Origin of the sequence: Allostella sp. (assembly GCF_041913585.1) — a bacterium.
In the GTDB taxonomy this organism is placed as follows: Bacteria; Pseudomonadota; Alphaproteobacteria; order ATCC43930; family Allostellaceae; genus Allostella.
Genome location: NZ_JAYSFE010000031.1, coordinates 1 through 22,667, shown reverse-complemented (window position 1 = coordinate 22,667; position 22,667 = coordinate 1). Strand labels below are relative to the sequence as shown.

The following is a 22,667-nucleotide window of genomic DNA, read 5'->3' as shown; positions in this document are numbered from 1 at the left end:
GCTGGCCCCCGCCGCAGCGCCGCCGCACGAGGTCCCCGATGCCGACCACGCCCGCCGATGCCCTCGCCGTCGTCACCTTCTGGCGCGATGCCGGCCCGGACCGCTGGTTCACCAAGGACGAAGCGTTCGACCGGGCCTTCGCCGACCGCTTCGGCGCACTGCACCGGTCCGCAGCCGCGGGTGCGCTCGACGGCTGGCTGGTGACGCCCGAGGGCGCGCTGGCGCTGGTCCTGCTGCTCGACCAGTACCCGCGCAACTGCTTCCGCGGCACGCCCGCGATGTACGCGACCGACGCGAAGGCGCGCCAGGCGGCGGCGGCGGCGCTCGCGGCCGGCCACGACCGGGCGATCGCGCCGGACCTGCGGCTCTTCCTCTACCTGCCCTTCGCGCATTCCGAGGACCCGGCCGACCAGGACCGTTCGGTGGCGCTGATCGGCGCCCTCGGCCAGCCGCACCGCGACCATGCCGAGCGCCACCGCGGCATCGTCCGTCGCTTCGGCCGCTTTCCCCACCGCAACCCGATCCTGGGCCGGACCATGACGGCCGACGAGCAGCAGTTCCTCGACGAAGGGGGCTTCGCCGGCTGATCCGGCGGCGCGGGTCAACCTGCGGGCGCCACGCGGGCGATGCAGCGGAACAGCCAGTCGAGCCCGGCATCCATCAGCGCGACGCGCGGCGCGACGACCCGGATCGGGAAAGTCTGGAGCGCCAGCGGCGCCGCTACCCCGCGCACCCCGAACCGCGGGCCATGGAGGGCCACCAGCCGGCTCGGCAGGGCCGCCAGGAGGTCGCTGCCGGGCAGCAGCGACAGGGCGATCGCGAACGCGGGCACTGTCAGCACCACCCGGCGCTGGCGTCCGAGCTTCGCCAGTTCCTGGTCGACATAGCCGTGGGTTCCGCCCTCGATCGAGACGAGCAGATGCCGCGCGCCGCAATAGCGGTCGAGCGACGGATCGGACAGGAAGGGATGGTCGGCCCGGGCGGCCACCACGAAGCTCTCCTCGAACAGGGTCTCGTGGGCGAACCGGGCCGGCACCGGATCGATCGGACCGACCGCCAGGTCGCTCTGCCGGTTCTCCAGATCCGCCAGCGCCGTCTCGACCCGCATCGGGCGTAGGGCGAGGTCGATGCCGGGGGCCTCGCGGGCGACCGCTGCGGCCACACCCGGCAGGAACACCGCCGCGACCCCGTCCGGGGCGGCGACCCGGAAGTGGCGGCGCGAACGCATCGGGTCGAAGGGGGCGGCTCCGGCGACCACGCCGCGGACGCGCGCCAGGATGTCGGCGATCGGCACTGCCAGTTCCAGCGCCCGCGTCGTCGGCTGCACGCCCTTGGGCGTGCGCAGGAACAGGGGATCGTTGAGCAGGCGCCGCAGGCGGCCGAGCCCGTGGCTGACCGCCGACGGCGACAGGTTCAGGTGGGCGGCGGCCCGGCCGACATGGCGTTCGGCCAGCACGACCTCGAACAGCAGCAGCAGGTTGAGGTCCGTCCGGGATAGATCGATCTGATTCAGCATATCTGTGAAATCGTATCATTTGTCTCATCGACCTGGAACCGGCATCACTCCCGGAGAGGGGGCCCGTCCCGGCGCCCCCGGCACCGAGGAGCACCAGGATGACCCCCACTCCGCCCGAAGCCGTCGCCGTCGTCGCGTTCTGGCGCGACGCTGGACCCGCTCGCTGGTTCGCCAAGGACCCGGCGTTCGACCGCACCTTCGCGGCCCGCTTCGCCGCCGACCATGCCGTTGCCGCGGCGGGCGGTCATGACGGCTGGACGGCGAGCCCTGACGGCGCCCTGGCCCTGGTCCTGCTGCTCGACCAGTACCCGCGGAACGCCTTTCGCGGAACGCCGGCCATGTATGCGACGGACCCCGCGGCTCGCCGGATCGCGAGTGCCGCCGTTGCGGCGGGGCATGACCGCCACGTCGCCCCCGGCCTGCGCCTCTTCTTCTATCTGCCCTTCGGCCATTCGGAGGACCCGGCCGACCAGGAACGTTCGGTCGCGCTGGCGCGCGGCCTGGGCCAGCCCAGCCTCGGCCATGCCGAGGGCCACCGCGACATCGTCCGGCGCTTCGGCCGGTTCCCGCACCGCAACCCGATCCTGGGCCGCACCACCACGCCCGACGAGCGGCGCTTCCTCGACGAAGGCGGCTTTGCCGGTTGACCCGGGCCGCCTGTGGTGGCTGGGGGCGGCGGGCTGGGTGGAGCCGGTGAGCCTCGCCGCCGCCGCCGGCCAGCGGCCTCTCTGGTCCGAAGCCGTCCGCCAGGCCGGTCGGAGATCGGCCACGCCCGCCCCGGCGCTCGCCGGCACGCTTCCCGGGGAACCGGCGCCCGCCGCGAGCGACGACACGAATCCGCGATCTGACTGAACTCCTCGATCGCGCCGCGCGACGGAGTTGCAGGAGCCCGACCAGCGCGGCCCCGCCAGGTGCCCCGCAACCGCTCCATCAGGGAAAGGGAACGACCATGGCGAAGGTGAAAGGCACGCCGGCCCCGGACGTCATCGGCCCAGTCTTCGGGCCCGACCCGGCCTTCGACGGCGACGACACGATCTCGGCTGGCGCCCAGAACGACACCGTCGACACCGGACCCGGTCGCAACTGGGCGAACGGCAACGGCGGCGACGACTGGATGTTCGGCGGCGACAACCTGGACACCCTTCACGGCGGGGCGCAGAACGACACGCTGGTCGGCGGCGGCGAGAGGGACCTGCTCTACGGCGATCTCGACGACGACCTGATCTTCGGCGGGACCGAGAACGACACCATCTTCGGCGACGGCTTGCTCACCGCCCCGGAGCGGGGCGTCGGCGCCGATCCCAGCAAGCATGCCGACCGGATCTTCGCCGGCCGCAACGACGACCTCGTGTTCTCGGGCCCCGGCCCCGACGAGGTGCATGGCGACCAGGATTCGGACACTCTCTATGGCGGCCACGAGAACGACACGCTCGACGGCGGCACCGGACGAGACACCCTCGTCGGCGGTCCGGACGACGACCGGCTCACCGGCGGCGACGATCGCGACACGTTCGTCTTCGGGTCGGGCTCCGGCAAGGACGTGGTGACGGATTTCGACCCGGACCGGGACCGGATCATCGTCGAACCCGGCGTCAACGGCACCGGCATCGACGACCCCGACGCGCTGCGCGGACGCCTGTCCACGAACGCCAACGGCGACGCCGTGCTCGATCTCGGCGGCGGCAACACGGTCACCTTCACCGGGGTCGGCGTCGACGAGCTGGTGGAGCGGCCGCCGGGCTCGCCCGACCCGTTCGTCGTCGACTACTACTGACCCCGGATACTGCTGGTCCCCGACTACGGACCACCCGGGCCCGGCGTCCGCCACAGCCACCAGGTGCCCACGAGGCCGGCCGCGGAGAACAGCGTCATCGCGGCGAAGCCGGCGCCACCGAACTGGCCGTAGAGGACGCCGGCGACCGGCATGGCGATGCCGAAGGCGATGCCGCCGGCGATCGCGCTGTGCAGGCTCTGGGCGGTCGCCGAGCGTTCGGGCAGGACGGTCTGCGCGATGTAGGTCATGGCCCCGAGATGCGCGGCGCCGAAGGTGGCGGCGTGCAGCGGCTGCAGCAGGGCCAGCGTCAGGGGATCGGACCCCAGCGCCGTCAGCGGCCAGCGCACGAGCCCGGCCGCGCCGCCGGCGGCGAGCAGGCCGAGCGGCCCGATGCGGGCCAGGACGTCGCGCCCCCAGACGAAGAAGAGAATCTCGGCCACCACCGATTCCGCCCAGAGGAAGCCGACGAAGCCGGCCGAGAGCCCCGCCCCCTGCCAGTGCAGGGTGCCGAAGCCGTAGATCATGGCGTGGCTGCACTGCAGGCAGCCGGCGGTCACGAGGAACGCGACGAACCGGCGGTCGGCGAGGAGCACGCGGAGCGCGCCGATGCGGTCGCGCTGGCGCCGGGTGCGGATGTCGGGCAGCAGCAGGGCCGCCCCGGCCGTCGCCGCGACCGCCGCCACGATCAGCCACAGCACCCGCTCGGACTGGCCGGCGATGGCCAGCCCGCCGCCGGTCGCCGCAATCGTGAAGCTGATCGACCCCCACAGCCGCGCCCGCCCATAGTCGATGCCGTAGCGGGAGACCGCCAGCATGGCGATGTTGTCGCCGAGCGGCAGGATCGGCGTGAACACGGCCGCCACCAGCCCGGCGACGACGAGGACCGCGAGGAACCCGTCGGCGAGGTCGAACAGGGCGTAGCCCAGGGCCGCCGCGGCGGCTAGGATCGCCAGGACCTTGCGCCGTTCCCCGCGGCGATCCACCCGCGAGGCGACCCAGGGAGCCGCGGCGACTTGCATCCAGGAACCGACCGCGAGCACGATCCCGATTTCGCCGGGATCGAGGCCGCGCCCCGCGAGCCAGACCGGCCAGAACGGCATCCGCAGGCCGATCACGGTGAAGATGGCCGCATAGAAGACGGCGATGCGGATCGCCACCGCGTTCGCTGCCACCTCAGCCCCGCGGCGCCGGACAGCCGGGACGGCCGGCGATGACGGTCGCGCAGGAAAAGCTCGGGACCAACATCCTGCGCGGCATCCTGTTCATGTGTCTGGCGGCGACGGTGCTGCCGGTCATGAACGCCTTCGTCAAGTACCTCAACGCCGACTACCACCCGTTCGCCATCATCTGGGCGCGGACGACCGGCCACTTCCTGTTCATGCTGCTGCTGTTCGCGCCGAGCGCCGGGCTGCGGCCGCTGTTCCGCACCCAGCGGCCCGGCGCCCAGGCGGCGCGGTCGGTGCTGCACCTCGCCTCGATGCTGTGCTTCTTCACCGGCATCGCCTTCGTGCCGCTGGCCGAAGCCTCGGCCATCACCTTCCTCGCGCCGTTCATGGTCACGGCGCTCTCCGGCCCGATGCTGGGCGAGAAGGTCGGCATCCGCCGCTGGTCGGCGGTGGTCGTCGGCTTCGCCGGAGCGCTGGTGGTCACCCGGCCGGGGTCGGGCACCGTGCCGCCCGAGGCGATCCTCCTCTTCGGCAGCGCCAGCACCTATGCGCTCTACCAGATCCTGACCAAGCGGGTGTCGGCCATCGACCGGCCGGAGACCTCGGTCGTCTACAGCGGCGTCGCCGGCACGCTCGTCATGTCGCTGGTGGTGCCGTTCTTCTGGATCTGGCCGCACTCCTGGCTCGACGCCGCCCTCTTCCTGTCGCTCGGGCTACTCGGCGGCTTCGGCCACTATTTCGTCGCCCGCGCCTTCATGTGGGGACCGGCCTCGGTCATCGCCCCCTTCAACTACGGCCAGATCGCGGTCGCCACGGTGCTCGGCTACTACATCTTCGGGCATCTGCCCGACGTCTGGACCTGGGTCGGGGTTGCCATCATCATTTCCAGCGGCATCTACATCGCCTATCGCGAGACCCGGCGCCGCGCCGAACGCGCCGCGCTCGGCCGCCCACCAGCCTGACAGGCCAGACGCCGCCATGACCCCACAGCCGACGCTGCGCTCCGACTATCGTCCGCCCGACTTCCGCATCGAGCGCATCGACCTCGCCTTCGACCTCGTGCCGGAGCGGACGCGGGTGCGCGCCGAGATGCAGGTCCGCCGCGCCGGGCCGGCGTCGGCGCCCCTCGTCCTCGACGGCGAGGAGATGGAGTTGCTCGCCGTCGCCCTCGACGGCAGGCCGCTCGCCGAGGGCGAATACCGCCTCGGCCCGTCCCATCTCACCCTGCCCGCGGTGCCGGACGCCTTCACGCTCGTCGTCGAGGGGGCGATCCGGCCCGCCGCCAACACCGCCCTCGAGGGGCTCTACGTCTCCAACGGCGTCTTCTGCACCCAGTGCGAGGCCGAGGGCTTCCGCCGCATCGCCTGGTCGCTCGACCGGCCCGACGCGCTCTCCGTCTTCCGGACCACGATCCGGGCCGAGCGCGCCCGCTTCCCGATCCTGCTCTCGAACGGCAACCTCGTGGCCGCCCGCGACCTCGGCGACGGCCGGCACGAGGCGGTGTGGGAGGATCCCTTCCCCAAGCCCGGCTATCTCTTCGCGCTGGTCGCGGGCGACCTCGCGGTCGTCGAGGACCGCTTCGTCACCCGCTCCGGCCGCCCGGTCGCACTCAAGATCCTGGTCGAGCACGGCAAGGAGGGTCGCGCCGGCTACGCCATGGACGCCCTCAAGCGCTCCATGCGCTGGGACGAGGAGACCTACGGGCTCGAGTACGATCTCGACGTCTTCCACATCGTCGCCGTGTCCGACTTCAACATGGGCGCGATGGAGAACAAGAGCCTCAACGTCTTCAACGACCGCTTCATCCTGGCCGACCCCGCGACCGCGACCGACCTCGACTACGCCAACGTCGAGGGGATCGTCGCGCACGAGTATTTCCACAACTGGACGGGCAACCGCATCACCTGCCGCGACTGGTTCCAGCTCAGCCTCAAGGAGGGGCTCACCGTCTATCGCGACCAGGAGTTCACCGCCGACGAGCGGTCGCGCGGGGTCAAGCGCATCCAGGACGTCCGGGTGCTGCGCGCCCGGCAGTTTCCGGAGGATTCGGGGCCGCTCGCCCACCCGATCCGCCCCGACAGCTACCTCGAGATCAACAACTTCTACACCGCCACCGTCTACGAGAAGGGGGCGGAGGTGATCCGGATGCTGGAGGGCCTGCTCGGCCGCGACGGCTTCCGCCGCGGCATGGACCTCTATGTCCGGCGACACGACGGCGAGGCCGCGACCTGCGACCAGTTCGTCGCCGCCATGGCCGACGCCAACGGCCGCGACCTGCGCCAGTTCCTGCGCTGGTACGGCCAGGCCGGCACGCCGCGTCTCGCCGTCGCCGGCCGCCACGACGCCGCGTCCGCCACCTACGAGCTGACCGTGACCCAGCGCACGCCGCCGACGCCGGGCCAGCCGGAGAAGCTGCCGCTGCACATCCCGGTCCGGCTCGGCCTCGTCGGCCGGGACGGGCAGGAGATCCCGCTGCAGCTCGAGGGCGAGAACCGGCCGCAGGGGACCTCGCGCGTGCTGGAGATGACCGAGCCCAGCCACACCTGGCGCTTCGTCGGCGTCGCCGCGCCGCCGGTGCTGTCGATCAACCGCGGCTTCGCCGCGCCGGTCGTCGTCGAGAACCCGGAAAGCGAGGCCGACCTCGCGCTCCGGATGCGGGGCGACGCCGATCCCTTCCAGCGCTGGGAGGCGGCGCAGAGTTTCGCCACCCGCCTCCTGCTCGCCACCATCGCCGCCGGACCGGCCGCCCCGGCGCCGGACGCGTTCGTCGCCGCCCTGGCCGCCGCCTACGACGCCGCGGCGGACGATCCCGCCTTCGCCGCCGAACTGCTGGCGCTGCCGGGCGAGCTCTATCTGGCCGAGCAGATGGCGGTGATCGACGTCGATGCCGTCCACGCGGCCCGCGAAGGGCTGCGCCGCGCGGTCGCCCGGGGCCTCGGCGACCGGCTGCGCGTCGCCCGCGCGGCCCCGGCCGGCCCCTTCGCGCCCGACGCCGCCTCGGCCGGCCGGCGGGCCCTGCGCAACCTCGCCCTCGCCTACCTCGCAACCGTCGACGGGCCCGCCGAGGCGATGGCGCAGTACCAGGCCGCCGACAACATGACCGATCGCTTCGCGGCGCTGGCCGTGCTGTCGGAGCTCGACACGCCCGAGCGCGCGGCGGCGCTGGCCGACTTCCACGACCGCCATGCCGGCGACGCGCTGGTCCTCAACAAGTGGCTCGGACTGCAGGCGGGCTCGTCGCTGCCGGACACGCTGGCGACCGTGCGCCGGCTCATCGACCACCCCGCCTTCTCCTACGGCAACCCCAACAAGATCTATGCGCTGGTCGGCGGCTTCGCCGGCAACGCGCTCCGCTTCCACGCCGCCGACGGCTCGGGCTACGCCTTCGTCGCCGACCAGATCCTGCGCCTCGACCCGCAGAACCCGCAGGTCGCCGCGCGCCTGCTCAAGGCGTTCGGCCGCTGGCGCCGCTTCGACCCGGCGCGCCAGGCGCGCATGCGCGCCGAGATGGAGCGGATCGCCGCGGTCCCGACGCTTTCGCCGGACTGCCGCGAGATCGTCGACCTGTCGCTGGCGGGGTGAGACGGAATGAAACGGGACGAGGAACGGACGACGATGCGGGACGAGCGCGAGCGGGAGCTGGCATTGGCCGTCCTGGCCGACGAGATCCGCACGCGCATGACGACGCCGCGGTCTGCCTTCATCGACGCGACCGCAGCCTTCGCGCCAGCCCGCGCGGCAATCGCCCGCGGGCGGCCATGATGCTGGAAGCCTTCCGCACCTGGTCTCATCCCGAGGTCGCCCGGACCTGATGCAGCCCGCCGCCGGTGGGAGACGTCCTCAGTCGGCCATCTGGTAGTGCTCGACCAGCGCGGCCAGCCGATCGGGCTCGGCGATGCGGAGGCCGTCGGCCTCGCGGCGGATGACGCCGTGGCGCGCCAGATCGCCCAGCACGCGGGCCACCGTCTCGCGCGTCGTGCTGGCGCGGCTGGCGACGTCGGAATGGCGGGGGATCGGGCAGATGCGCCAGTCGCCGTCGCCCGCATCCTCGGCCCGGGCGAGGCGCAGCAGTTCGCCGCAGACCCGGCTCTGCGCGCCGATGGTGCTGAGATCCATGATCCGGGCGTTGGAATGGCGGATGATCCCCGCCAGCCGGCGCATGATCGCCAGCGCCACCTCGGGATGGTCCTTCAGCAGGCCGAGGAAGGCGCTCGGCACCAGGCTGGCGATGATCGTGTCCTCGAGCGCCACCACCGTCGCCGAGCGGGCGGCGCCGTCGATCGCCGCCAGTTCGCCGAAGAAGCCGCCGGCCGGCACGTCGTCGAAGCTGACCTCGCGGCCGCTGGCGGAGAAGTTGACGATGCGCACCCGGCCGCTGGTGACGAAGAGGACGTCGCGGCTGTCGCTGTCGCGGTCGATGATCTGCCCCTGCGGCGCGAATCGGCGCCAGTGGCAGCGGCGGGCGACGGCGGCGCGGTCGTCGGCCGAGAGCGACGCCAGCAGGTCGATGCCGTCGAGCGTCTGGGGAAAGGGGGGTTCGGCCGTCATGGTCGTGGCCCGGCGATCATAGTCCGACCCCGCGCAAGGGACCATCGCCGGCGAGGCGGGCGGCGATCACCGCATGGAACTGGGCCAGCGTGCCGTCGTCGAGTGCGCGGGCGCGGGCGAGCGCCGCGCCCGCGGCCAGCCGGTCCTCGTCCGCCAAGGCCGCGCGCAGGTCGAGGTGCGCGCCGGCAAGGCGCTGGAACGCCTCGGTCGCCGCCAGCCGCTCGTCCCCGAGCAGGGCGTGGACCGGGACCGGCCGCAGCGCGCCGCGGACCACGGTCTCGTCGAGCGGGATCGTCGCCATGGCCGGCGCCGCCGCGCGCGTCGCCTCGCCGATGACGATCGCGACGCCGTAGATGCGGGACAGGCCCTCGAAGCGGGCGGCGAAATTGACCGGCTCGCCCAGGGCCGAATAGTCGAAGCGCCGGGCGGAGCCGAAATTGCCGACCGCGCAGGGGCCGGTGTCGATGCCGATGCCGACCGCGACCGGCAGCATGGCGGCCGGCAGCACCCCCTCGAGGTCGCGGTTGACCGCCGCCATCCGACCGGCCATGGCGAGCGCCGCGCGGCAGGCGTGCTCGGCATGGTCGGCATCGTCGAGCGGCGCGTTCCAGAAGGCCATCAGCCCGTCGCCGAGGAACTTGTCGACGGTGCCGCCCGATTCCAGCACCGCGTCGGAGAGCGGCGTCATCATGCGGTTGACGAATTCCGTCAGCACCTGCGGGTCGAGCCCGCCGGCGCGCCGGGTGAAGCCGCGAATGTCGCAGAAGAGCACGGAGAGCCGCCGCGTCTCGCCGCCGAGGACGAGTTGCTGCGGCCGCGCCGCCAGCCGCTCCACCAGCACCGGCGAGAGGTAGCGCTGGAACGCCTCGCGCACCCGCCGCCGCTCGCGCTCGCTGCGCTGGTAGAGCACGACCGACTGGCCGGCGAAGACGAGGCCGAGCGCCAGCCCCGGAAAGGTCGCGTCGAGAAGGAGCCCGTCGCCGGCGAACGCCAGCGACGCGGTGGCGCCGGCGCCGGCGACACCGAAGGCGGTCGCCACGGCCGCCGCCGGCAGCCCGCGCCACGCCGCCAGCAGGATCGCCGCCAGCGCGATCAGCGCCGCATAGCCGAGTTCGGCGAGACCGGCCCAGACGGGGCGGATCGCCGTCTGGCCGAGCAGCATGGCCGCCACCGCCTCGGCCTGGATGTCGACCCCGGCGACGGCCTGGGCGACCGGCGTCGTCCGCAGGTCCTTGAGGCCGGCGGCGCTCGACCCCACCAGCACGATGGCGCCGCGCAACCCCTCGGCCTCGCCCGCGAGGGCCCGCCATGCCGGCACCCGCGGCGCCTCCTCCCGCCGGGCGAAGCGCAGCCAGACCTCGCCCGCGCCGTCGGCGGGCACCACGAGGTTGCCGATGCGGGCCGTCACCCGGCCGTCCGGCTCCACCCGCAGCAGGTGCCCGGCCGCGCCCTGGGCGACGCGCAGCGCTTCGGCGGCGAGCGACGGAACGATGCGCTCGCCCAGGGCGAGGTAGAGCGGCAGCCGGCGGATCACCCCGTCGCGGTCGGGCACGGCATTGATCGCCCCCTCGCCGCCGGCCGCCGCGGCGAGGACGGGCAGGCCGCGCACCACCCCGGGGAACCGGTGCAGACCGGCCGCCGGGTCGCGACCGACGACGGCGATGCCGGCCTTGCCGGCGGCCGAGGCGCCGGTCGCTTCGCCCACCAGTGCCAGGCCGAGGACGCCGCGGCCGGCGGCGAGCGCCTCGGCGAAGCGCCGGTCGCCGTCCGCCGCGCCGGCGGCGTCGCGCTCGCCGCGGTCGGGCTCGGCGAACAGCATGTCGAATGCGACGACGGCGGCGCCGGCCTCGCCCAGCCGCCGCGTCAGGTCGGCGAGGACGGCGCGTGACCACGGCCACTGGCCGAGCCGCGCCAGCGATGCCTCGTCGACATCGACGACTCGGACCGGGACGGCGGCATCCTCGCGCGGAAACCAGCGCTGCATCTGGTCGAAGCCGGCCAGCCGCAGCGCCTCCAGCGCCACCGGATCGGCGAGGCGCAGCGCCGCCAGCAGCAGCAGGACGGCGGCGGCCACCGCCGCCTGCGCGCCCGCGGCGGTGCGCCGGCCGTCCCGTCGCCGTCCCGATCCGATCCGCCGACGCGGCACGCGCCCTCCCCCATTCGTCTTGAGCGGGACGATGGCGCGGTGTAGGGCTTCGCGGCAAGTTCGGCGTCGATGACACGGGGGACGGGTGGTCGGCAGGGGGGCTGCGTTCGCCAGCGTCGTCATGGGCTTGCTGGTCGCGCTCGGGATGCCGGGCCCGGCCGCGGCCCAGGGGGAGGATACGCGCGCGCTGTTCCGCGCCGTGCTGGCCAACCCGGCCGACATCGCCGCCAACCTGCGCTATGCCCGCGCGGTCGAGCGCGACGGCGACGGCCGCAAGGCGATGATGGCCTACGAGCGCGTGCTCTCCGTCGATCCCGCCAACCGCGAGGCGCTGCTCGGCCTGCAGCGGCTGACCGGGGTCGCGACCACGGCCACGCCCGGTGCGGCGCGGACCGACGTGATCGTCGGGGCGGGCATCCAGTACGAAAGCAATCCCCGCCTGCTCGACGGGGCCCGGTCCGGCGATGCCGACCTGTCGGCGGTCGGTGTCCTGCGGCTCGACGACGAGCGCCAGCTGCTCGGCCGGCGCTGGCGGAGCCGCGTCCATGCCCAGGGACGCCTCTACCGCACCTTCGGCGACGGCTCCCTCGCCTATGTCGGGGGCGACACCGGGCCGGTCTTCCCGCTCGGCGAGTGGGCGGAGCTCCGGACGCTGGCCGGCCTCGAATATGCCCGGCTCGGCGACGGGCCGCTCTTCGCGTCGGCCTATGGCGGGGTCGAACTCGGACTGCGCGACGCCGGGCCGCTGCGCGGCATCGACGCCCTCGTCTCGTTCGCGGACTTCGCCGAACGCTATCCCGGCCGCGACGGCTTTCTCGCCCGCTTGCGCCCGCAATTCGCCTGGAGCGGCCTCGTCACCGATGGCGACCGGCTGACCGTCGAGCCCGAGGCGGCGTGGAACGCCGCCGTCGGCGAGGGCCACCGGTTCCGCTACTGGTCGCTGGCGGCGGCCGGCTTCTATGCCTCGCCGGTCGCGAGCGGCATCGCCGGCTTCCAGCAGATCCTGGCGGGGCCGGAACTGACGGTCGAGCACCGGCGCTACGCGGCCGGCGCCGAGCCCGGCGCCGCCGACCGCCGCGACTGGCGGATCAGCCCCGGACTGCGCCTCGTCGGCAGCGGATTCCTGGAGCAAGATTTATCGGTCGTCCTGCGGTATTATGTGGACAACAACCGCTCCAACGAGGCCGACAAGGAGTACACCAACCACACGGTCAGCCTCGTGGTCTATCGGAGGTTCTGATGCGCGCGATGCTTGCAATCCTGGTAGGCGGCCTCGTTGCCGGTGCCGCCGCGGCCCCCGGCCCGGCGGCTGCGGCGGACCGCGACATCGGCGTCAGCGCGATCGTGGTCAGCCGGGTGGACGCGCTCGGCGGCAGCCGCGACCGGCAGCTCCGGGTCGGCGACCGGGTCTTCCAGAACGAGCGGATCGAGACCGCAGCCGACGGCCGGGCGCAGATCCTGTTCCTCGACGAGACCTCGATCACCGTCGGGCCGAACTCCGCCGTCGTGCTCGACACCTTCGTCTTCGATCCCGACCGGGGCCGGCACTCGGTCGTGATCGAAGCGACCCATGGCGTGCTGCGCTTCGTCTCGGGCAGCGGCGACAGCCGGTCGTTCCAGATCCGGACGCCGGTCGCCACGGTCGGCGTGCGCGGCACGGTGCTCGACATCCTGGTCGCGCCGGACGGCGCCACCACCGTGATGGTGGTCGAGGGCGCGGCCGATCTCGCGTCCATCGGCTCGGGCCGGGTGGCGGCGCTCGACCGCGTCGGCTTCGCCTCGACCGTCTCGACCCGCCAGTCGGCGCCGACGCCGCCCGCGCCGCCGTCGGAAGCGGTGCGCAACCGGCTGCGCGTCCTGGCGCCGGCCGCCGGCCGCCAGCTCGCCACCGTCGGCGACATCACCCTGCCGTCGGTCGCCGACACCCGAGCGCCGATCGACAGCACCCTGCCGGCCGAGGTCATCCGCGACCGGCTGCGGCAGCCGAGCGCGGTGTCCGCCGGCGCCGGCATCATCGGCGGCCGGCCGTCGGACGGCATTCTCACCGACCCGCGCGGGCCCGGCACCTCCGGCTCGACACCCACGGTGGTGACCCCGTCGCGCCCGATCGCCATCGTCCGCTGACGCGGGCGGCCAGTTCTCCTTCCTCTCCGCCAGCCCGGCCGGGGCATCCGCCCCGGCCGCTCCTCATCGGTGCCTCATGATCCTGCGGTTCGTTCCGTTGCTCGCGCTCGCCCCCCTCGTCGCCGCCTGTGCCGATCCGGCCGACGGCGGCGCAACGCTGGGCGGCAGCCCCGTTCCGACCATCAGCATCGGTGCCGGCAGCCCGGGCGGCCTCTACGAGCGCGTCGGCACCGCCATCTGCGCCGCCGTCGCCGCCGGCCCGGCCGCCGCACCATGCGCGGTGGTGGCGAGCGACGGCTCGGTCGAGAACCTGCAGGCGCTCCAGCGCGGCGCCGCCGGCTTCGCCCTGACCCAGGCCGACACCGCGCTCGCCGCCCAGCTCGGCGTCGGCCCGTTCCGCGAGAAGGGGCCGGACCGCAGCCTGCGCTCGGTGCTGGCGCTCGGCATCGAGCCGCTGGCGGTGGTCGTCCGTGCCGACGCGCCGATCGCGGAGTTTGCCGAACTGCGCGGCAAGCGGATCGACCCCGGGGCCGAGGGCTCGGGCACCGAGCTCACCATGCGCGGCCTGATGCTGAGCCATGGCTGGACGATCGGCCGCGACGTCCGCACGGTCACCGTGCCGCCGGGTGCCGCCGCCGATGCCCTGTGCAGCGGCCGCGTCGATGCCGTCGCCTTCGTCGGCGCCCAGCCCAACCCTGCGGTCGAGACGGCGGCCGCCCTCTGCCCGGTGCGACTGCTCTCGGTCGCGGGCCCGGTGATCCGTGCCGTCGTCGTCGGCTATCCCACGATCGACGGCGAGACCATCCCGGCCGGCACCTATGCCTGGCAGACGCAGCCGGTCCGGACCGTCGGCCTGCAGACGCTGCTGGCGACGACCGACCGCGAGCCCGACGCGACGGTCCGGGCGGTTGTCGAGGGTGTCCGTGCCGACATTGCCGCGCTGCGCCGCGCCCACCCGTCGCTGGCCCGGATCACGCCCAAGTCGGTGCTGGTCGAGAACGACATCCTGCCGCTGCACGCGGCCGCCGCGGCGTCCGGAATCGAAGCCGGCACCGTCACCCGCGACGAATTGCTGCTGGCGAAATGACCGCGGCCGCCGACCTCGCCGCCTTCGAGGCCTCGCTCGCCGCGGACGAGCCGCCGCCCGGGCTCGGCCAGGCACTGGGCGCCCTGTGGTGGGCGGCGAAGGGGGACTGGCGGCTGGGTGCGGAATGGAGCCGCGCGCACGCGCTGGCGCAGGCCGAGGAAACGCGCGCCGGGGCCTGGGTCCATGCCCATCTGCACCGCATCGAGGGCGACCTCGACAATGCTGGCTACTGGTACCGGCAGGCGCGCCGGCCGGCAGCGGCGGAGGCGCTGCGCGACGAGTGGCGGTCGATCAGCGCCGCGCTGCTCGACCGCCGGACGGCCTGACGGCCGGCGGCGCCTGGGCCGGCGCCGGCGCCGGCCGCCGCACGACCGGCGCCAGGTCTCCTTCCAGTTCTCCCAGGATCTCCGCCAGCGCCGCGTTGAGCCCGCCCGCCAGCGCCGCGGCGGTGCCGTCGGCGACCGGCCGCTCGCGGCGGTACTGGCGCTGGAAGAGGATCGGCGTATTGGCCGCGCGGGTGTCGATCAGCAGGAACTGGACCTCGAGCACGGCCCGGTGCCGTCCGGCCGCGCGGTCGCCATGGATCGCGGTCAGCGACCCTTCGAGCGCATGGTGGGGATCGGCCTGGCTGGTCGACGCGACCGCCGCGCGGAAGAGCCCGCTGCGGTCGAGCCATTCGCGCGCCTCGTCGCCGATCATCGCCGCCGGCGGGGCGAAGAAGACGTTGTAGAAGTCGGTCCGGAAGGCACCGTCGCCGGTCGCGAAGACGAGTTCCCGGCCCTCGTAGCCGGGCGAGGCGCGAAAGCGGCGCACCGCCAGGACCGGCGCGTCGGCCGGCGCCGCAGCCGCCTCCGGCCGCGGCGCATCCAGCGTGTAGAAGCGCTGCTCGACCGGCGGCTTGTCGAGCGGCGAGCTGCAGGCGGCGGCGATGGCCAGCAGGAGGACCGGCGCCCAGGGAGCGCGGCGGACGAGGGAGGACATCAGGGTTCGCTCCGGCGCGGGGGCTGACCGAACAGGAGCTGCGAGGGATAGCGCTTGGCGCTCTCGGTCAGCTCCTTCAGGTTCTGCGAGATGGCGGTCAGGTTGACCAGGAGGGTTTCGAGGTCCTGCTGGCCGGTCGCCAGGATGGCGTCGGCGCGGCGGGTGGCCCGGCCGGCGGTGGCGATCGTGTCGGGCAGTCCCGCCGCCGCCTGACGGACCTCGGCGATGGTTTCCCGCAGCCCCCGGGCCAGCGCGCGCAGCGTGCCGCCGCCGAACTCGGTCGCGAGCTCCTGCGAGAAGCCGTTGAGCCGCATCGAGATCTCGCGCAGGTCGATGAGCACGTTGCCGACATTGTCGTCGGCCTGGGCGGCGAGGCTGCGCAGGCGCTTGGTCGCGGCACCGATGTCGGCCAGCGCGCCCGCCACCTGCTCGCCGGCGACGAGTTGCTGGACCTGGCGGTTGGTGTCGCGCAACTCGCGCAGCAGGGCGCCCGCTTCCACGATCACCTTCTCGAGGGGCGCCTCCTCCAGCCGGGTGAAGACCTGCTCGGCAGCGGTGCTGAGCCGGGAGATCACGCTCGGCGCCGAGGGCAGGTAGAAGAAATCGGGCGTCCAGGAGATCTTGAGCGGCGGGTTGCGCTCCGGCGGGACGTAGTCGACCTCGAGGTAGGAGGTTCCGGTGATGCCCTGGGAGGCGAGCCGCACCCGGAGCCCGTTGGCGACGAGGCGGCGCATGATCGCCTCCAGTTCCTGGCCGGACGAGGAACCGCCGACGGCATCGACGTCGAGCTTCATGCGCACGGTGACGAGTTGGCCGACCTGGAAGTAGCGCGGATCGTCCGGCCGCAGGTTGTAGGCGGTGCCGACGAAGGTGATCTGGCTGACCGAGCCGACCTTCACGCCGCGATAGCGGACGGGGGAGCCGATATCGAGCCCCTGCACCGATTCCTCGACATAGGTCTCGATCGTCACCGTGCGCTGGAAGAGCGCGCCGCCGCCGAGGACGATGACGCCGGCCACGATCAGCAGCAGCGCGGCGAAGACGAAGATCCCGACCCGGAAATAGTTGCGTCCGCGTGCCGCCATCGGAGCCCCCCTGCCCTACGCCGCCGGACCATCCGCCGCCTGGCGGTGGAAGAACCGCCGGACGAAGGGGTGGCGGCTCTCGTCGCGCAGTCGGGCCGGCGGGCCCTCGGCGATGATACCCTTGGTCTCCTTGTCCAGCATGATGATCCGGTCGGCGATGGCGAAGATGCTGGGGAGCTCGTGGGTGACGACGACGAAGGTGATGCCGAGGCTCTGCCGGAGCTGCAGGATCAGCTCGTCGAGCTCGGCCGAGGTGATCGGATCGAGCCCCGCCGAGGGCTCGTCGAGAAAGAGGATCTCCGGGTCGAGCGCCATCGCCCGGGCGATGGCGGCGCGCTTGCGCATGCCGCCCGAGATTTCCGACGGCATGTGGAAGGCGAAACGGTCGAGCCCGACCAGCTTCAGCTTGGCGAGCGCCACCGCCTCGATCGCCGCGTCGGGCAGGCCGGTGAATTCCTCCAGCGGCAGGCGGACGTTCTCGATCAGCGTCATCGACCCGAACAGCGCGCCCTGCTGGTACATGACGCCGATCCGCCGCAGGATCGCCAGCCGCGTCTCCTCGTCGGCCGTCACCAGTTCCATGCCGGCGATCTCGATCCGCCCCGACCACGGCGCGTAGAGGCCGATCAGGTGCTTCAGCAGCGTGCTCTTGCCGCAGCCGGAGCCGCCGAGGATGACGAAGACCTCGCCCCTGGCGACCGAGAAGGTCAGGTCCTCGAACAGCACCTGGCTGCCGAATCCGGTCCGCATGTGCTCGACCGCGATGATCGCCTGCGCTTCCATGCCCGCCCCTAGAGGTCGAGGTAGAAGAAGAGGACGGCGAACAGCCCGTCCGCCAGGATGATGAGGAGGATGCCTGAGACGACCGAGCGCGTCGTCGATTCGCCGACCGCCGCCGCCCCGGTCGTCGTCTGCAGGCCGCGCATGCAGCCGACCCCGCCGACCAGCAGGCCGAACACCGCCGCCTTGAAGAGCCCGCCCAGCAGGTCGAGGTGGGTGGTGGCGCCGACCAGCTGGTTGAAGAAGGTGACCGGCGGGTAGCCCAGCGACATCATCACCACGAGGCAGCCGAGGAGCCCCGCCACGTTCATCAGCATGGCGAGGAACGGCATGACGACGATCGCCGCCAGGACCCGCGGCACCACCAGGAAGCGCACCGGCACGAGGCCCATGGTGGTCAGCGCGTCGACCTCCTCGTTCACCTTCATCGTGCCGATCTCGGCCGCGAAGGCCGAGCCGGTGCGCCCGGCCAGCATCACCGCCGCCATCAGCGGCCCCAGTTCGCGCAGGAGCGACAGCGACACGAGGTCGGCGACGAAGAGATCGGCGCCGAAGCGGCGCATCGGGATCGCCGACTGGAAGGCCATGATGAGGCCGATGAGGAACCCCATCAGGGTCATGATCGGCACCGCCCGGACGCCGGCGGCGTCGAGCGTCAGGAAGAAGTCGCTCCAGCGCAGCCGGCCGGGGCGGCGGACGACGTCGAGCAGGTAGACCAGCGTCTCGCCGACGAAGGCGACCTGGCGCCGGGCCTCGCCGCCCAGTGCATAGGCCGTCTGGCCGAGGCGCGAGATCGGGCCGAGGCGCGGCGGCGCGCGCCCGGCCGGCGGCGCCACCTCGCCGACGAGATCGACCAGGGTGCGGAATTCGGACCGCAGCCCGTGGATCGCGAACGGCCGGCCCGCCGCGGCGGCGCGGAGCGCGCCGAGCAGCGCCACGCCCGAGCCGTCGCAATAGGAGACGCCCGCGGCGTCGACCTCCAGGCCGCCGGCCTGACCGGCCGCCGCCATCGCCGGCGCCCAGACGGCGGCCGTGCCGGCGGCGTCGAGACGTCCGGCGAGCACCAGCACCGCGCCCGCCCCGGCGGGAGCGGTCCTGATCTCGGCGCTCGCGGGCCTGTCGGCCGCGTCCGGCATGGGGCGCCCCCGAACCTGCTGCACCCTTCAGTCCCTATCACGAGTCCGGGTCGCCGGTCAGGGCCGCCAGCGCGACAGGGCCAGCATCGCGCCGCCGGCGAGCAGGCCCCAGAAGGCGCCGCCGATGCCGAAGAAGGAGATCCCCGACGCGGTGACGAGGAAGGTGACGGCGGCGGCCTCGCGGTCGCGCAGTTCGCTCATCGCGCCCAGCATCGCGCCGGCGAAGGCGCCGACCAGCGCCAGGCCGGCCACCGCCTCGATCAGCACCGGCGGCGCGGCGGCGACGAAGGCGGTGGCCGCCCCCGCGAGGAGGCCGAACACGACATAGCCGACGCCCGCGACCACCGCCGCCCAGTAGCGCCGCCCGCGGTCGGGATGGGCATCGACGCCCGCGCACATGGCGGCGGTGATCGCGGCGAGGTTGACGGCGTGGCCGCCGAAGGGGGCGCCCAGCAGGCTGAAGAGGCCGGTCGCCCGGAAGAGCGGGCCCGGCTCCGGCCGGTAGCCGTTGACCTGCAGCACGGCCATGCCCGGAATGTTCTGCGAGGCCATGGTGACGAGGAAGAGCGGCAGGCCGATGCCGACGATCGCCGCCGGCCGGAATTCCGGCCATACGAGGATTGGCTGCGGGAAGATGCTGGCGGCCGGCAGCGGCACCGTGGCGGGGTCGAGGGCGATCATCAGGACCGCGACGGCGACCGCCGCCGGCACCGCCAGCACGCGCTTCAGCCGCGCCGTCACCGCCCAGGCGGCGAAGATCGCCAGCCCCTGCAGCGGCAGCGCCGCCAGCGCGCGGGCGGGCGCGAGGCAGAGGCCGAGCAGCACGCCCGCCAGCATGGCGTTGGCGATGGGCGCCGGGATCGCCGCCACCCAGCGCCCGAGCGGCTTCCAGGTCCCGGCCAGGACGAGCAGCACGCCGCAAACGAGGAAGGCGCCGACCGCGGCGGGGAACCCGCCCTCCGGCACGCCCGAGGCCGCCAGCAGCGCCGCCCCCGGCGTCGACCAGGCGACGCTGATCGGCTGGCGGCGCGCGAGGCTCAGGACGATGGCGCAGAGCCCCATGGCGATCGACAGCGCCATCAGCCCCGACGCCGCCTCGACCTGCGACGCGCCGACCGCGATCAGCCCCTGCAGGACGACCGCGAACGAACTGGCGAACCCGACGAAGGCGACGAGCAGGCCCGCGACCGCGGCCTGGAGGGAGAAGGAGCGCATCCGGCCCATCCTAGCCGCCGCGCCACCCGGCCCCAATCGCCGCCGTCACAGGCAGCACGGCCGGATTTCGCGTATGGTGGCGAACCTGCCCTGCCCATCTGCCGCGAATCGATCCCGGTGCCCCGCCCCTCCGCCACGCCGGCACCGCCCGGAATCGTCCTGCTCGCCGGGATCAGCGCCTTCGGCGCGGTCGCCATCGACAGTTTCCTGCCGCTGCTGCCGGCCCTCGTCCTCACCTTCGCCGTCGGCCCGGCCGACGCGCAGATGGCGGTCGGCGCGGTGATGATCGGGTTCGCCGTGGGCCAGGTGCTCTACGGCCCCTTGTCGGACCGGTTCGGGCGGCGCCTGCCGCTGCTCTGCGGCATCGTCCTCTTCACGCTGTCCGGTGCCGCCGCCGCGGCCGCGGAGAGCTTCGAGACCATGGTCGGGTGGCGCTTCGTCCAGGGCCTCGGCGGGTCGGCCGGGTCGGTGATCGCGCGGGCGATCGTGCGCGACCTCCATGCCCGCGACGAGGCGGCGCGCCAGCTGTCCTTCATGACGACGATCATGGGCACGATCCCGATCGTCTGCTCGTTCCTCGGCGCCCAGTTGCTGGCCCATGCCGGCTGGCGCACGGTGCCGGCGGCGATGGCCGCCTACGGGCTGGTTCTGGCGGTGCTGGTCGTCCGCCGCCTTCCGGAGACCAACCGGCGCGACGGCCGGCCGCCGGCGCCCCTGTCGGACCTCGTCCGCGGCTACGGGCAGGCGCTGGCGCACCGCGCCTGCATCGTCCACACCGCCACCAACATCGTGCTGACGACGGCCTTCTTCGTCTTCCTGTCGGCCTCGCCCTTCGTGCTGATCGGCGGCGGCCGCGTCGCGGCCGAGGCCTACGGCTTCGTCTTCGCGCTGGCGATCGGCGGGTTGATGGCGGGCGCGCTCCTCAACGGCCGGCTGGTGCGCCATTTCGGGGCGCCGCTCCTGATGCGCCGCGGCAAGCAGGCCCTCGTCGGCCTGGCGCCGCTGCTCGCCCTCTCCGGAACCGAGGCGGCCGGCCTCGGCGGATTCCTGCCGGTCCTCTTCCTGTTCCAGACGGCGCTCAGCTTCGTCGGCATCAACGCCATCGCCAGTGCGCTGTCGGACCTGCCGGAGCGCGCCGGCACGGTATCGGCGCTGATCGGCGCCGGTCAGTTCGCAGCCGGCGCCGTCGTCGGCCGCTGGGCGACGGCCGCGATCGGACACGACCTCTTCCAGATGACGCTGCTGATGGCGGGGTTCGCGCTGCTGGGCATCGCCCTCCACCAGGTCCTGGCGCCCGGCCGGCCGCGATGACGGTGCGGCCGCCCTCGATCGTCTTCCTGGCGGCGCTCGCCGGCTTCGGCGCGCTCAGCGTCGACGGGTTCCTGCCGCTGCTGCCGGGGCTGGCGGCCGAATTCGGCCTCACGGCCGGCGAGGCGCAGACCGCGCTCGGCGGGCTCATGCTCGGCATGGCGATCGGCCAACTCGCCTACGGGCCGCTCGCCGACCGGCTCGGGCGCCGCGGCCCCCTGCTCGCCGGCATCGCCCTCTTCGCGACGGCGAGCCTGATGGCAGCATTGGCCGACGACTTCGCCAGCCTCGTCGTCTGGCGCTTCGTCCAGGGGCTCGGCGCGTCGGCCTCGCCCGTCATCGTCCGCGCCGTCGTCCGCGACCTCCACGACCGCGAGGCGGCCGCCCGCCAGCTCTCCCACCTCACCGGCCTGATGGGGGTGATGCCGATCGCCGCCCCCCTGGTCGCGGCCCAGCTCCTGCTCGCCGGCGGCTGGCGGGCGGTGCCGGTCGCGATGGGCGCCTTCGCCGTGCTCATGGGCGCGCTCGCCATCCTGCGCCTGCCCGAGACGCTGGCGCCCGACCGCCGGGTGCGCCTGCCGCTGTGGCGGATCGCCCGGCTCTACCGCGACGTCCTTCGCCATCGCCGCGCCTTCGGCCACGTCGCGACCAATGTCGTCCTGCAGACCGCGGTGATGGTGTTCGTCTGCGCCTCGCCCTTCGTGATGATCGAGGGCCGCGGCGTGCCGACCGAGCTCTTCGGCTTCATCATCATGGTCGAGGTCGGGGGACTGATCGCGGGGGCGGCGATCAACGGCCGCGTCGTCGCCCGCTACGGCACCGACCGGCTGATCCGCCGCGCCCAGCCGGTGCTGGCGGCGATGTCGGCGCTGCTGGTGCTGGTCGCCTGGCTCGATCTCGGCGGACTCGCCGGGTTCCTCGTCATCCTCTTCGTCTTCAAGACGACGACCAGCTTCGTCTCGATCAACTGCATCGCGGGCGCCCTCCAGGCGATGCCCGAACGCGCCGGCACCGTGTCGGCCCTGATCGGGGCCGGCCAGTCGGCGGCGGGGGCGCTGGCCGGCCGCTACGCCACCGCGGTCATCGGCACCGACACCCTGGTCATGTCCCTCTTCATGGCCGGCTTCGCGCTGGCCGCGATCGCCCTCCACCGCCTGCTGCTCGGCCGCTGACCGCCGGCCGTCGCGGTTGGCATCGCGGGCGCTTTCCCGCACAATCGACGTCCTGCCGAATCCCTCCCCCGACATGGCTTCCCCGATGCGCTTCGCCGGTACCGACAGCTACATCGCGACCCCGGACCTGATGGTCGCGGTCAACGCCGCCGTGTCGCTGCAGCGGCCGCTGCTGGTGAAGGGCGAGCCCGGCACGGGCAAGACCATCCTGGCGCACGAGATCGCGGCCGCCCTCGGCCGCCCGCTCATCGCCTGGCACATCAAGTCGACGACCAAGGCGCAGCAGGGCCTCTACGAGTACGATGCCGTCGCCCGCCTGAGGGACGGGCAGCTCGGCGACGCGCGGGTGCGCGACATCGGCAACTACATCAAGCGCGGCAAGCTGTGGGACGCCTTCACGGCGGAAACGGCGCCGGTGCTGCTGATCGACGAGATCGACAAGGCCGACATCGAGTTCCCGAACGACCTGCTGCTCGAACTCGACCGCATGGAGTTCCACGTCTACGAAACGGGCGAGACGGTGGCGGCCCGGGTGCGCCCGATCGTCGTCATCACCTCCAACAACGAGAAGGAACTGCCGGACGCCTTCCTGCGCCGCTGCTTCTTCCACTACATCCGCTTCCCCGACC

General features: G+C 73.4%; 22 protein-coding genes. 13 read left to right on the top strand and 9 right to left on the bottom strand.

The genetic code is table 11. The features are described from left to right. Window positions 1-38 precede the first annotated feature (38 nt). A complete protein-coding gene (locus ACE3Q3_RS08300) occupies window positions 39-587 on the top strand; it encodes a DUF924 family protein (protein ID WP_374444416.1) in 549 nt (182 codons plus the stop codon). Between the two features lie 14 nt (window positions 588-601). Here ACE3Q3_RS08300 and ACE3Q3_RS08295 read toward each other — a convergent pair whose 3' ends face one another. Then, window positions 602-1,516, bottom strand: coding sequence for a LysR substrate-binding domain-containing protein (locus ACE3Q3_RS08295; RefSeq protein ID WP_374444414.1), 915 nt, complete (start codon window positions 1,514-1,516; stop codon window positions 602-604). Window positions 1,517-1,614: 98 nt separating this feature from the next. Here ACE3Q3_RS08295 and ACE3Q3_RS08290 point away from each other — a divergent pair, with 98 nt between their 5' ends. Next, a complete protein-coding gene (locus ACE3Q3_RS08290) occupies window positions 1,615-2,163 on the top strand; it encodes a DUF924 family protein (RefSeq protein WP_374444412.1) in 549 nt (182 codons plus the stop codon). 302 nt (window positions 2,164-2,465) lie between these two features. Then, entirely contained in the window at window positions 2,466-3,290 is an 825-nt protein-coding gene (locus ACE3Q3_RS08285; RefSeq protein ID WP_374444410.1) for a calcium-binding protein, read from the top strand. Between the two features lie 23 nt (window positions 3,291-3,313). On the opposite strand, the gene ACE3Q3_RS08280 is transcribed toward ACE3Q3_RS08285, so the two are convergent. Next, window positions 3,314-4,462, bottom strand: coding sequence for an MFS transporter (locus ACE3Q3_RS08280; RefSeq protein ID WP_374444408.1), 1,149 nt, complete (start codon window positions 4,460-4,462; stop codon window positions 3,314-3,316). Window positions 4,463-4,500: 38 nt separating this feature from the next. On the opposite strand from ACE3Q3_RS08280, the gene ACE3Q3_RS08275 reads away from it, so the two are divergent. Genes ACE3Q3_RS08275 through ACE3Q3_RS08265 form a run of 3 tightly spaced genes read left to right on the top strand, consistent with a single transcriptional unit; the run spans window position 4,501 to window position 8,218 of the window. Further along, complete coding sequence (locus ACE3Q3_RS08275) at window positions 4,501-5,418, top strand: DMT family transporter (RefSeq protein WP_374444406.1); 918 nt, start codon at window positions 4,501-4,503, stop codon at window positions 5,416-5,418. Between the two features lie 16 nt (window positions 5,419-5,434). Beyond that, window positions 5,435-8,038 (top strand): aminopeptidase N, encoded by a 2,604-nt coding sequence (gene pepN, locus ACE3Q3_RS08270; RefSeq protein WP_374444405.1) that lies wholly within the window; start codon window positions 5,435-5,437, stop codon window positions 8,036-8,038. Between the two features lie 33 nt (window positions 8,039-8,071). Continuing rightward, on the top strand, window positions 8,072-8,218 hold the full coding sequence (locus tag ACE3Q3_RS08265) for a hypothetical protein (RefSeq protein ID WP_374444402.1): 147 nt from the start codon (window positions 8,072-8,074) through the stop codon (window positions 8,216-8,218). 78 nt (window positions 8,219-8,296) lie between these two features. Here the strand turns inward: ACE3Q3_RS08265 and ACE3Q3_RS08260 are convergent, their stop codons facing one another. Both ACE3Q3_RS08260 and ACE3Q3_RS08255 read right to left on the bottom strand, forming a co-directional pair. Next, window positions 8,297-9,004 (bottom strand): Crp/Fnr family transcriptional regulator, encoded by a 708-nt coding sequence (locus tag ACE3Q3_RS08260; RefSeq protein ID WP_374444401.1) that lies wholly within the window; start codon window positions 9,002-9,004, stop codon window positions 8,297-8,299. Window positions 9,005-9,020: 16 nt separating this feature from the next. Further along, window positions 9,021-11,078 (bottom strand): CHASE2 domain-containing protein, encoded by a 2,058-nt coding sequence (locus tag ACE3Q3_RS08255; protein WP_374444399.1) that lies wholly within the window; start codon window positions 11,076-11,078, stop codon window positions 9,021-9,023. Between the two features lie 193 nt (window positions 11,079-11,271). Here ACE3Q3_RS08255 and ACE3Q3_RS08250 point away from each other — a divergent pair, with 193 nt between their 5' ends. The 4 genes from ACE3Q3_RS08250 (at window position 11,272) to ACE3Q3_RS08235 (ending at window position 14,687) form a co-directional block, all read left to right on the top strand. Beyond that, window positions 11,272-12,390, top strand: a complete 1,119-nt coding sequence (locus tag ACE3Q3_RS08250) for a hypothetical protein (RefSeq protein ID WP_374444398.1) — start codon at window positions 11,272-11,274, stop codon at window positions 12,388-12,390. Then, window positions 12,390-13,274, top strand: coding sequence for a FecR domain-containing protein (locus ACE3Q3_RS08245; RefSeq protein ID WP_374444397.1), 885 nt, complete (start codon window positions 12,390-12,392; stop codon window positions 13,272-13,274). Before ACE3Q3_RS08250 ends, ACE3Q3_RS08245 begins: the two co-directional genes overlap by 1 nt. Before the next feature lie 76 nt (window positions 13,275-13,350). Then, complete coding sequence (locus ACE3Q3_RS08240; RefSeq protein ID WP_374444395.1) at window positions 13,351-14,361, top strand: TAXI family TRAP transporter solute-binding subunit; 1,011 nt, start codon at window positions 13,351-13,353, stop codon at window positions 14,359-14,361. Next, entirely contained in the window at window positions 14,358-14,687 is a 330-nt protein-coding gene (locus ACE3Q3_RS08235) for a hypothetical protein (RefSeq protein ID WP_374444394.1), read from the top strand. Before ACE3Q3_RS08240 ends, ACE3Q3_RS08235 begins: the two co-directional genes overlap by 4 nt. Here the strand turns inward: ACE3Q3_RS08235 and ACE3Q3_RS08230 are convergent. Genes ACE3Q3_RS08230 through ACE3Q3_RS08210 form a run of 5 tightly spaced genes read right to left on the bottom strand, consistent with a single transcriptional unit; the run spans window position 14,653 to window position 19,558 of the window. Continuing rightward, window positions 14,653-15,342: an ABC-type transport auxiliary lipoprotein family protein gene (locus ACE3Q3_RS08230; protein WP_374444392.1), complete on the bottom strand. Its 690-nt coding sequence runs from the start codon at window positions 15,340-15,342 to the stop codon at window positions 14,653-14,655. The genes ACE3Q3_RS08235 and ACE3Q3_RS08230 overlap by 35 nt on opposite strands. Next, on the bottom strand, window positions 15,342-16,427 hold the full coding sequence (locus tag ACE3Q3_RS08225) for an MlaD family protein (RefSeq protein ID WP_374444391.1): 1,086 nt from the start codon (window positions 16,425-16,427) through the stop codon (window positions 15,342-15,344). The genes ACE3Q3_RS08230 and ACE3Q3_RS08225 overlap by 1 nt, the downstream gene beginning before the upstream one ends. 15 nt (window positions 16,428-16,442) lie before the next feature. After that, window positions 16,443-17,210: an ABC transporter ATP-binding protein gene (locus tag ACE3Q3_RS08220; RefSeq protein WP_374444389.1), complete on the bottom strand. Its 768-nt coding sequence runs from the start codon at window positions 17,208-17,210 to the stop codon at window positions 16,443-16,445. Window positions 17,211-17,218: 8 nt separating this feature from the next. After that, window positions 17,219-18,343: an MlaE family ABC transporter permease gene (locus ACE3Q3_RS08215; protein WP_374444388.1), complete on the bottom strand. Its 1,125-nt coding sequence runs from the start codon at window positions 18,341-18,343 to the stop codon at window positions 17,219-17,221. 57 nt (window positions 18,344-18,400) lie between these two features. Then, window positions 18,401-19,558, bottom strand: coding sequence for a benzoate/H(+) symporter BenE family transporter (locus ACE3Q3_RS08210; protein WP_374444386.1), 1,158 nt, complete (start codon window positions 19,556-19,558; stop codon window positions 18,401-18,403). A 117-nt stretch (window positions 19,559-19,675) separates the two neighbouring features. On the opposite strand from ACE3Q3_RS08210, the gene ACE3Q3_RS08205 reads away from it, so the two are divergent. The 3 genes from ACE3Q3_RS08205 to ACE3Q3_RS08195 all read left to right on the top strand — a co-directional run. Further along, window positions 19,676-20,869: a multidrug effflux MFS transporter gene (locus tag ACE3Q3_RS08205; RefSeq protein ID WP_374444385.1), complete on the top strand. Its 1,194-nt coding sequence runs from the start codon at window positions 19,676-19,678 to the stop codon at window positions 20,867-20,869. Continuing rightward, window positions 20,866-22,038 (top strand): multidrug effflux MFS transporter, encoded by a 1,173-nt coding sequence (locus ACE3Q3_RS08200; RefSeq protein ID WP_374444384.1) that lies wholly within the window; start codon window positions 20,866-20,868, stop codon window positions 22,036-22,038. Before ACE3Q3_RS08205 ends, ACE3Q3_RS08200 begins: the two co-directional genes overlap by 4 nt. 85 nt (window positions 22,039-22,123) lie before the next feature. Beyond that, on the top strand, window positions 22,124-22,667 hold a 544-nt coding region (locus tag ACE3Q3_RS08195; protein ID WP_374444449.1), incomplete at its 3' end, for an AAA family ATPase.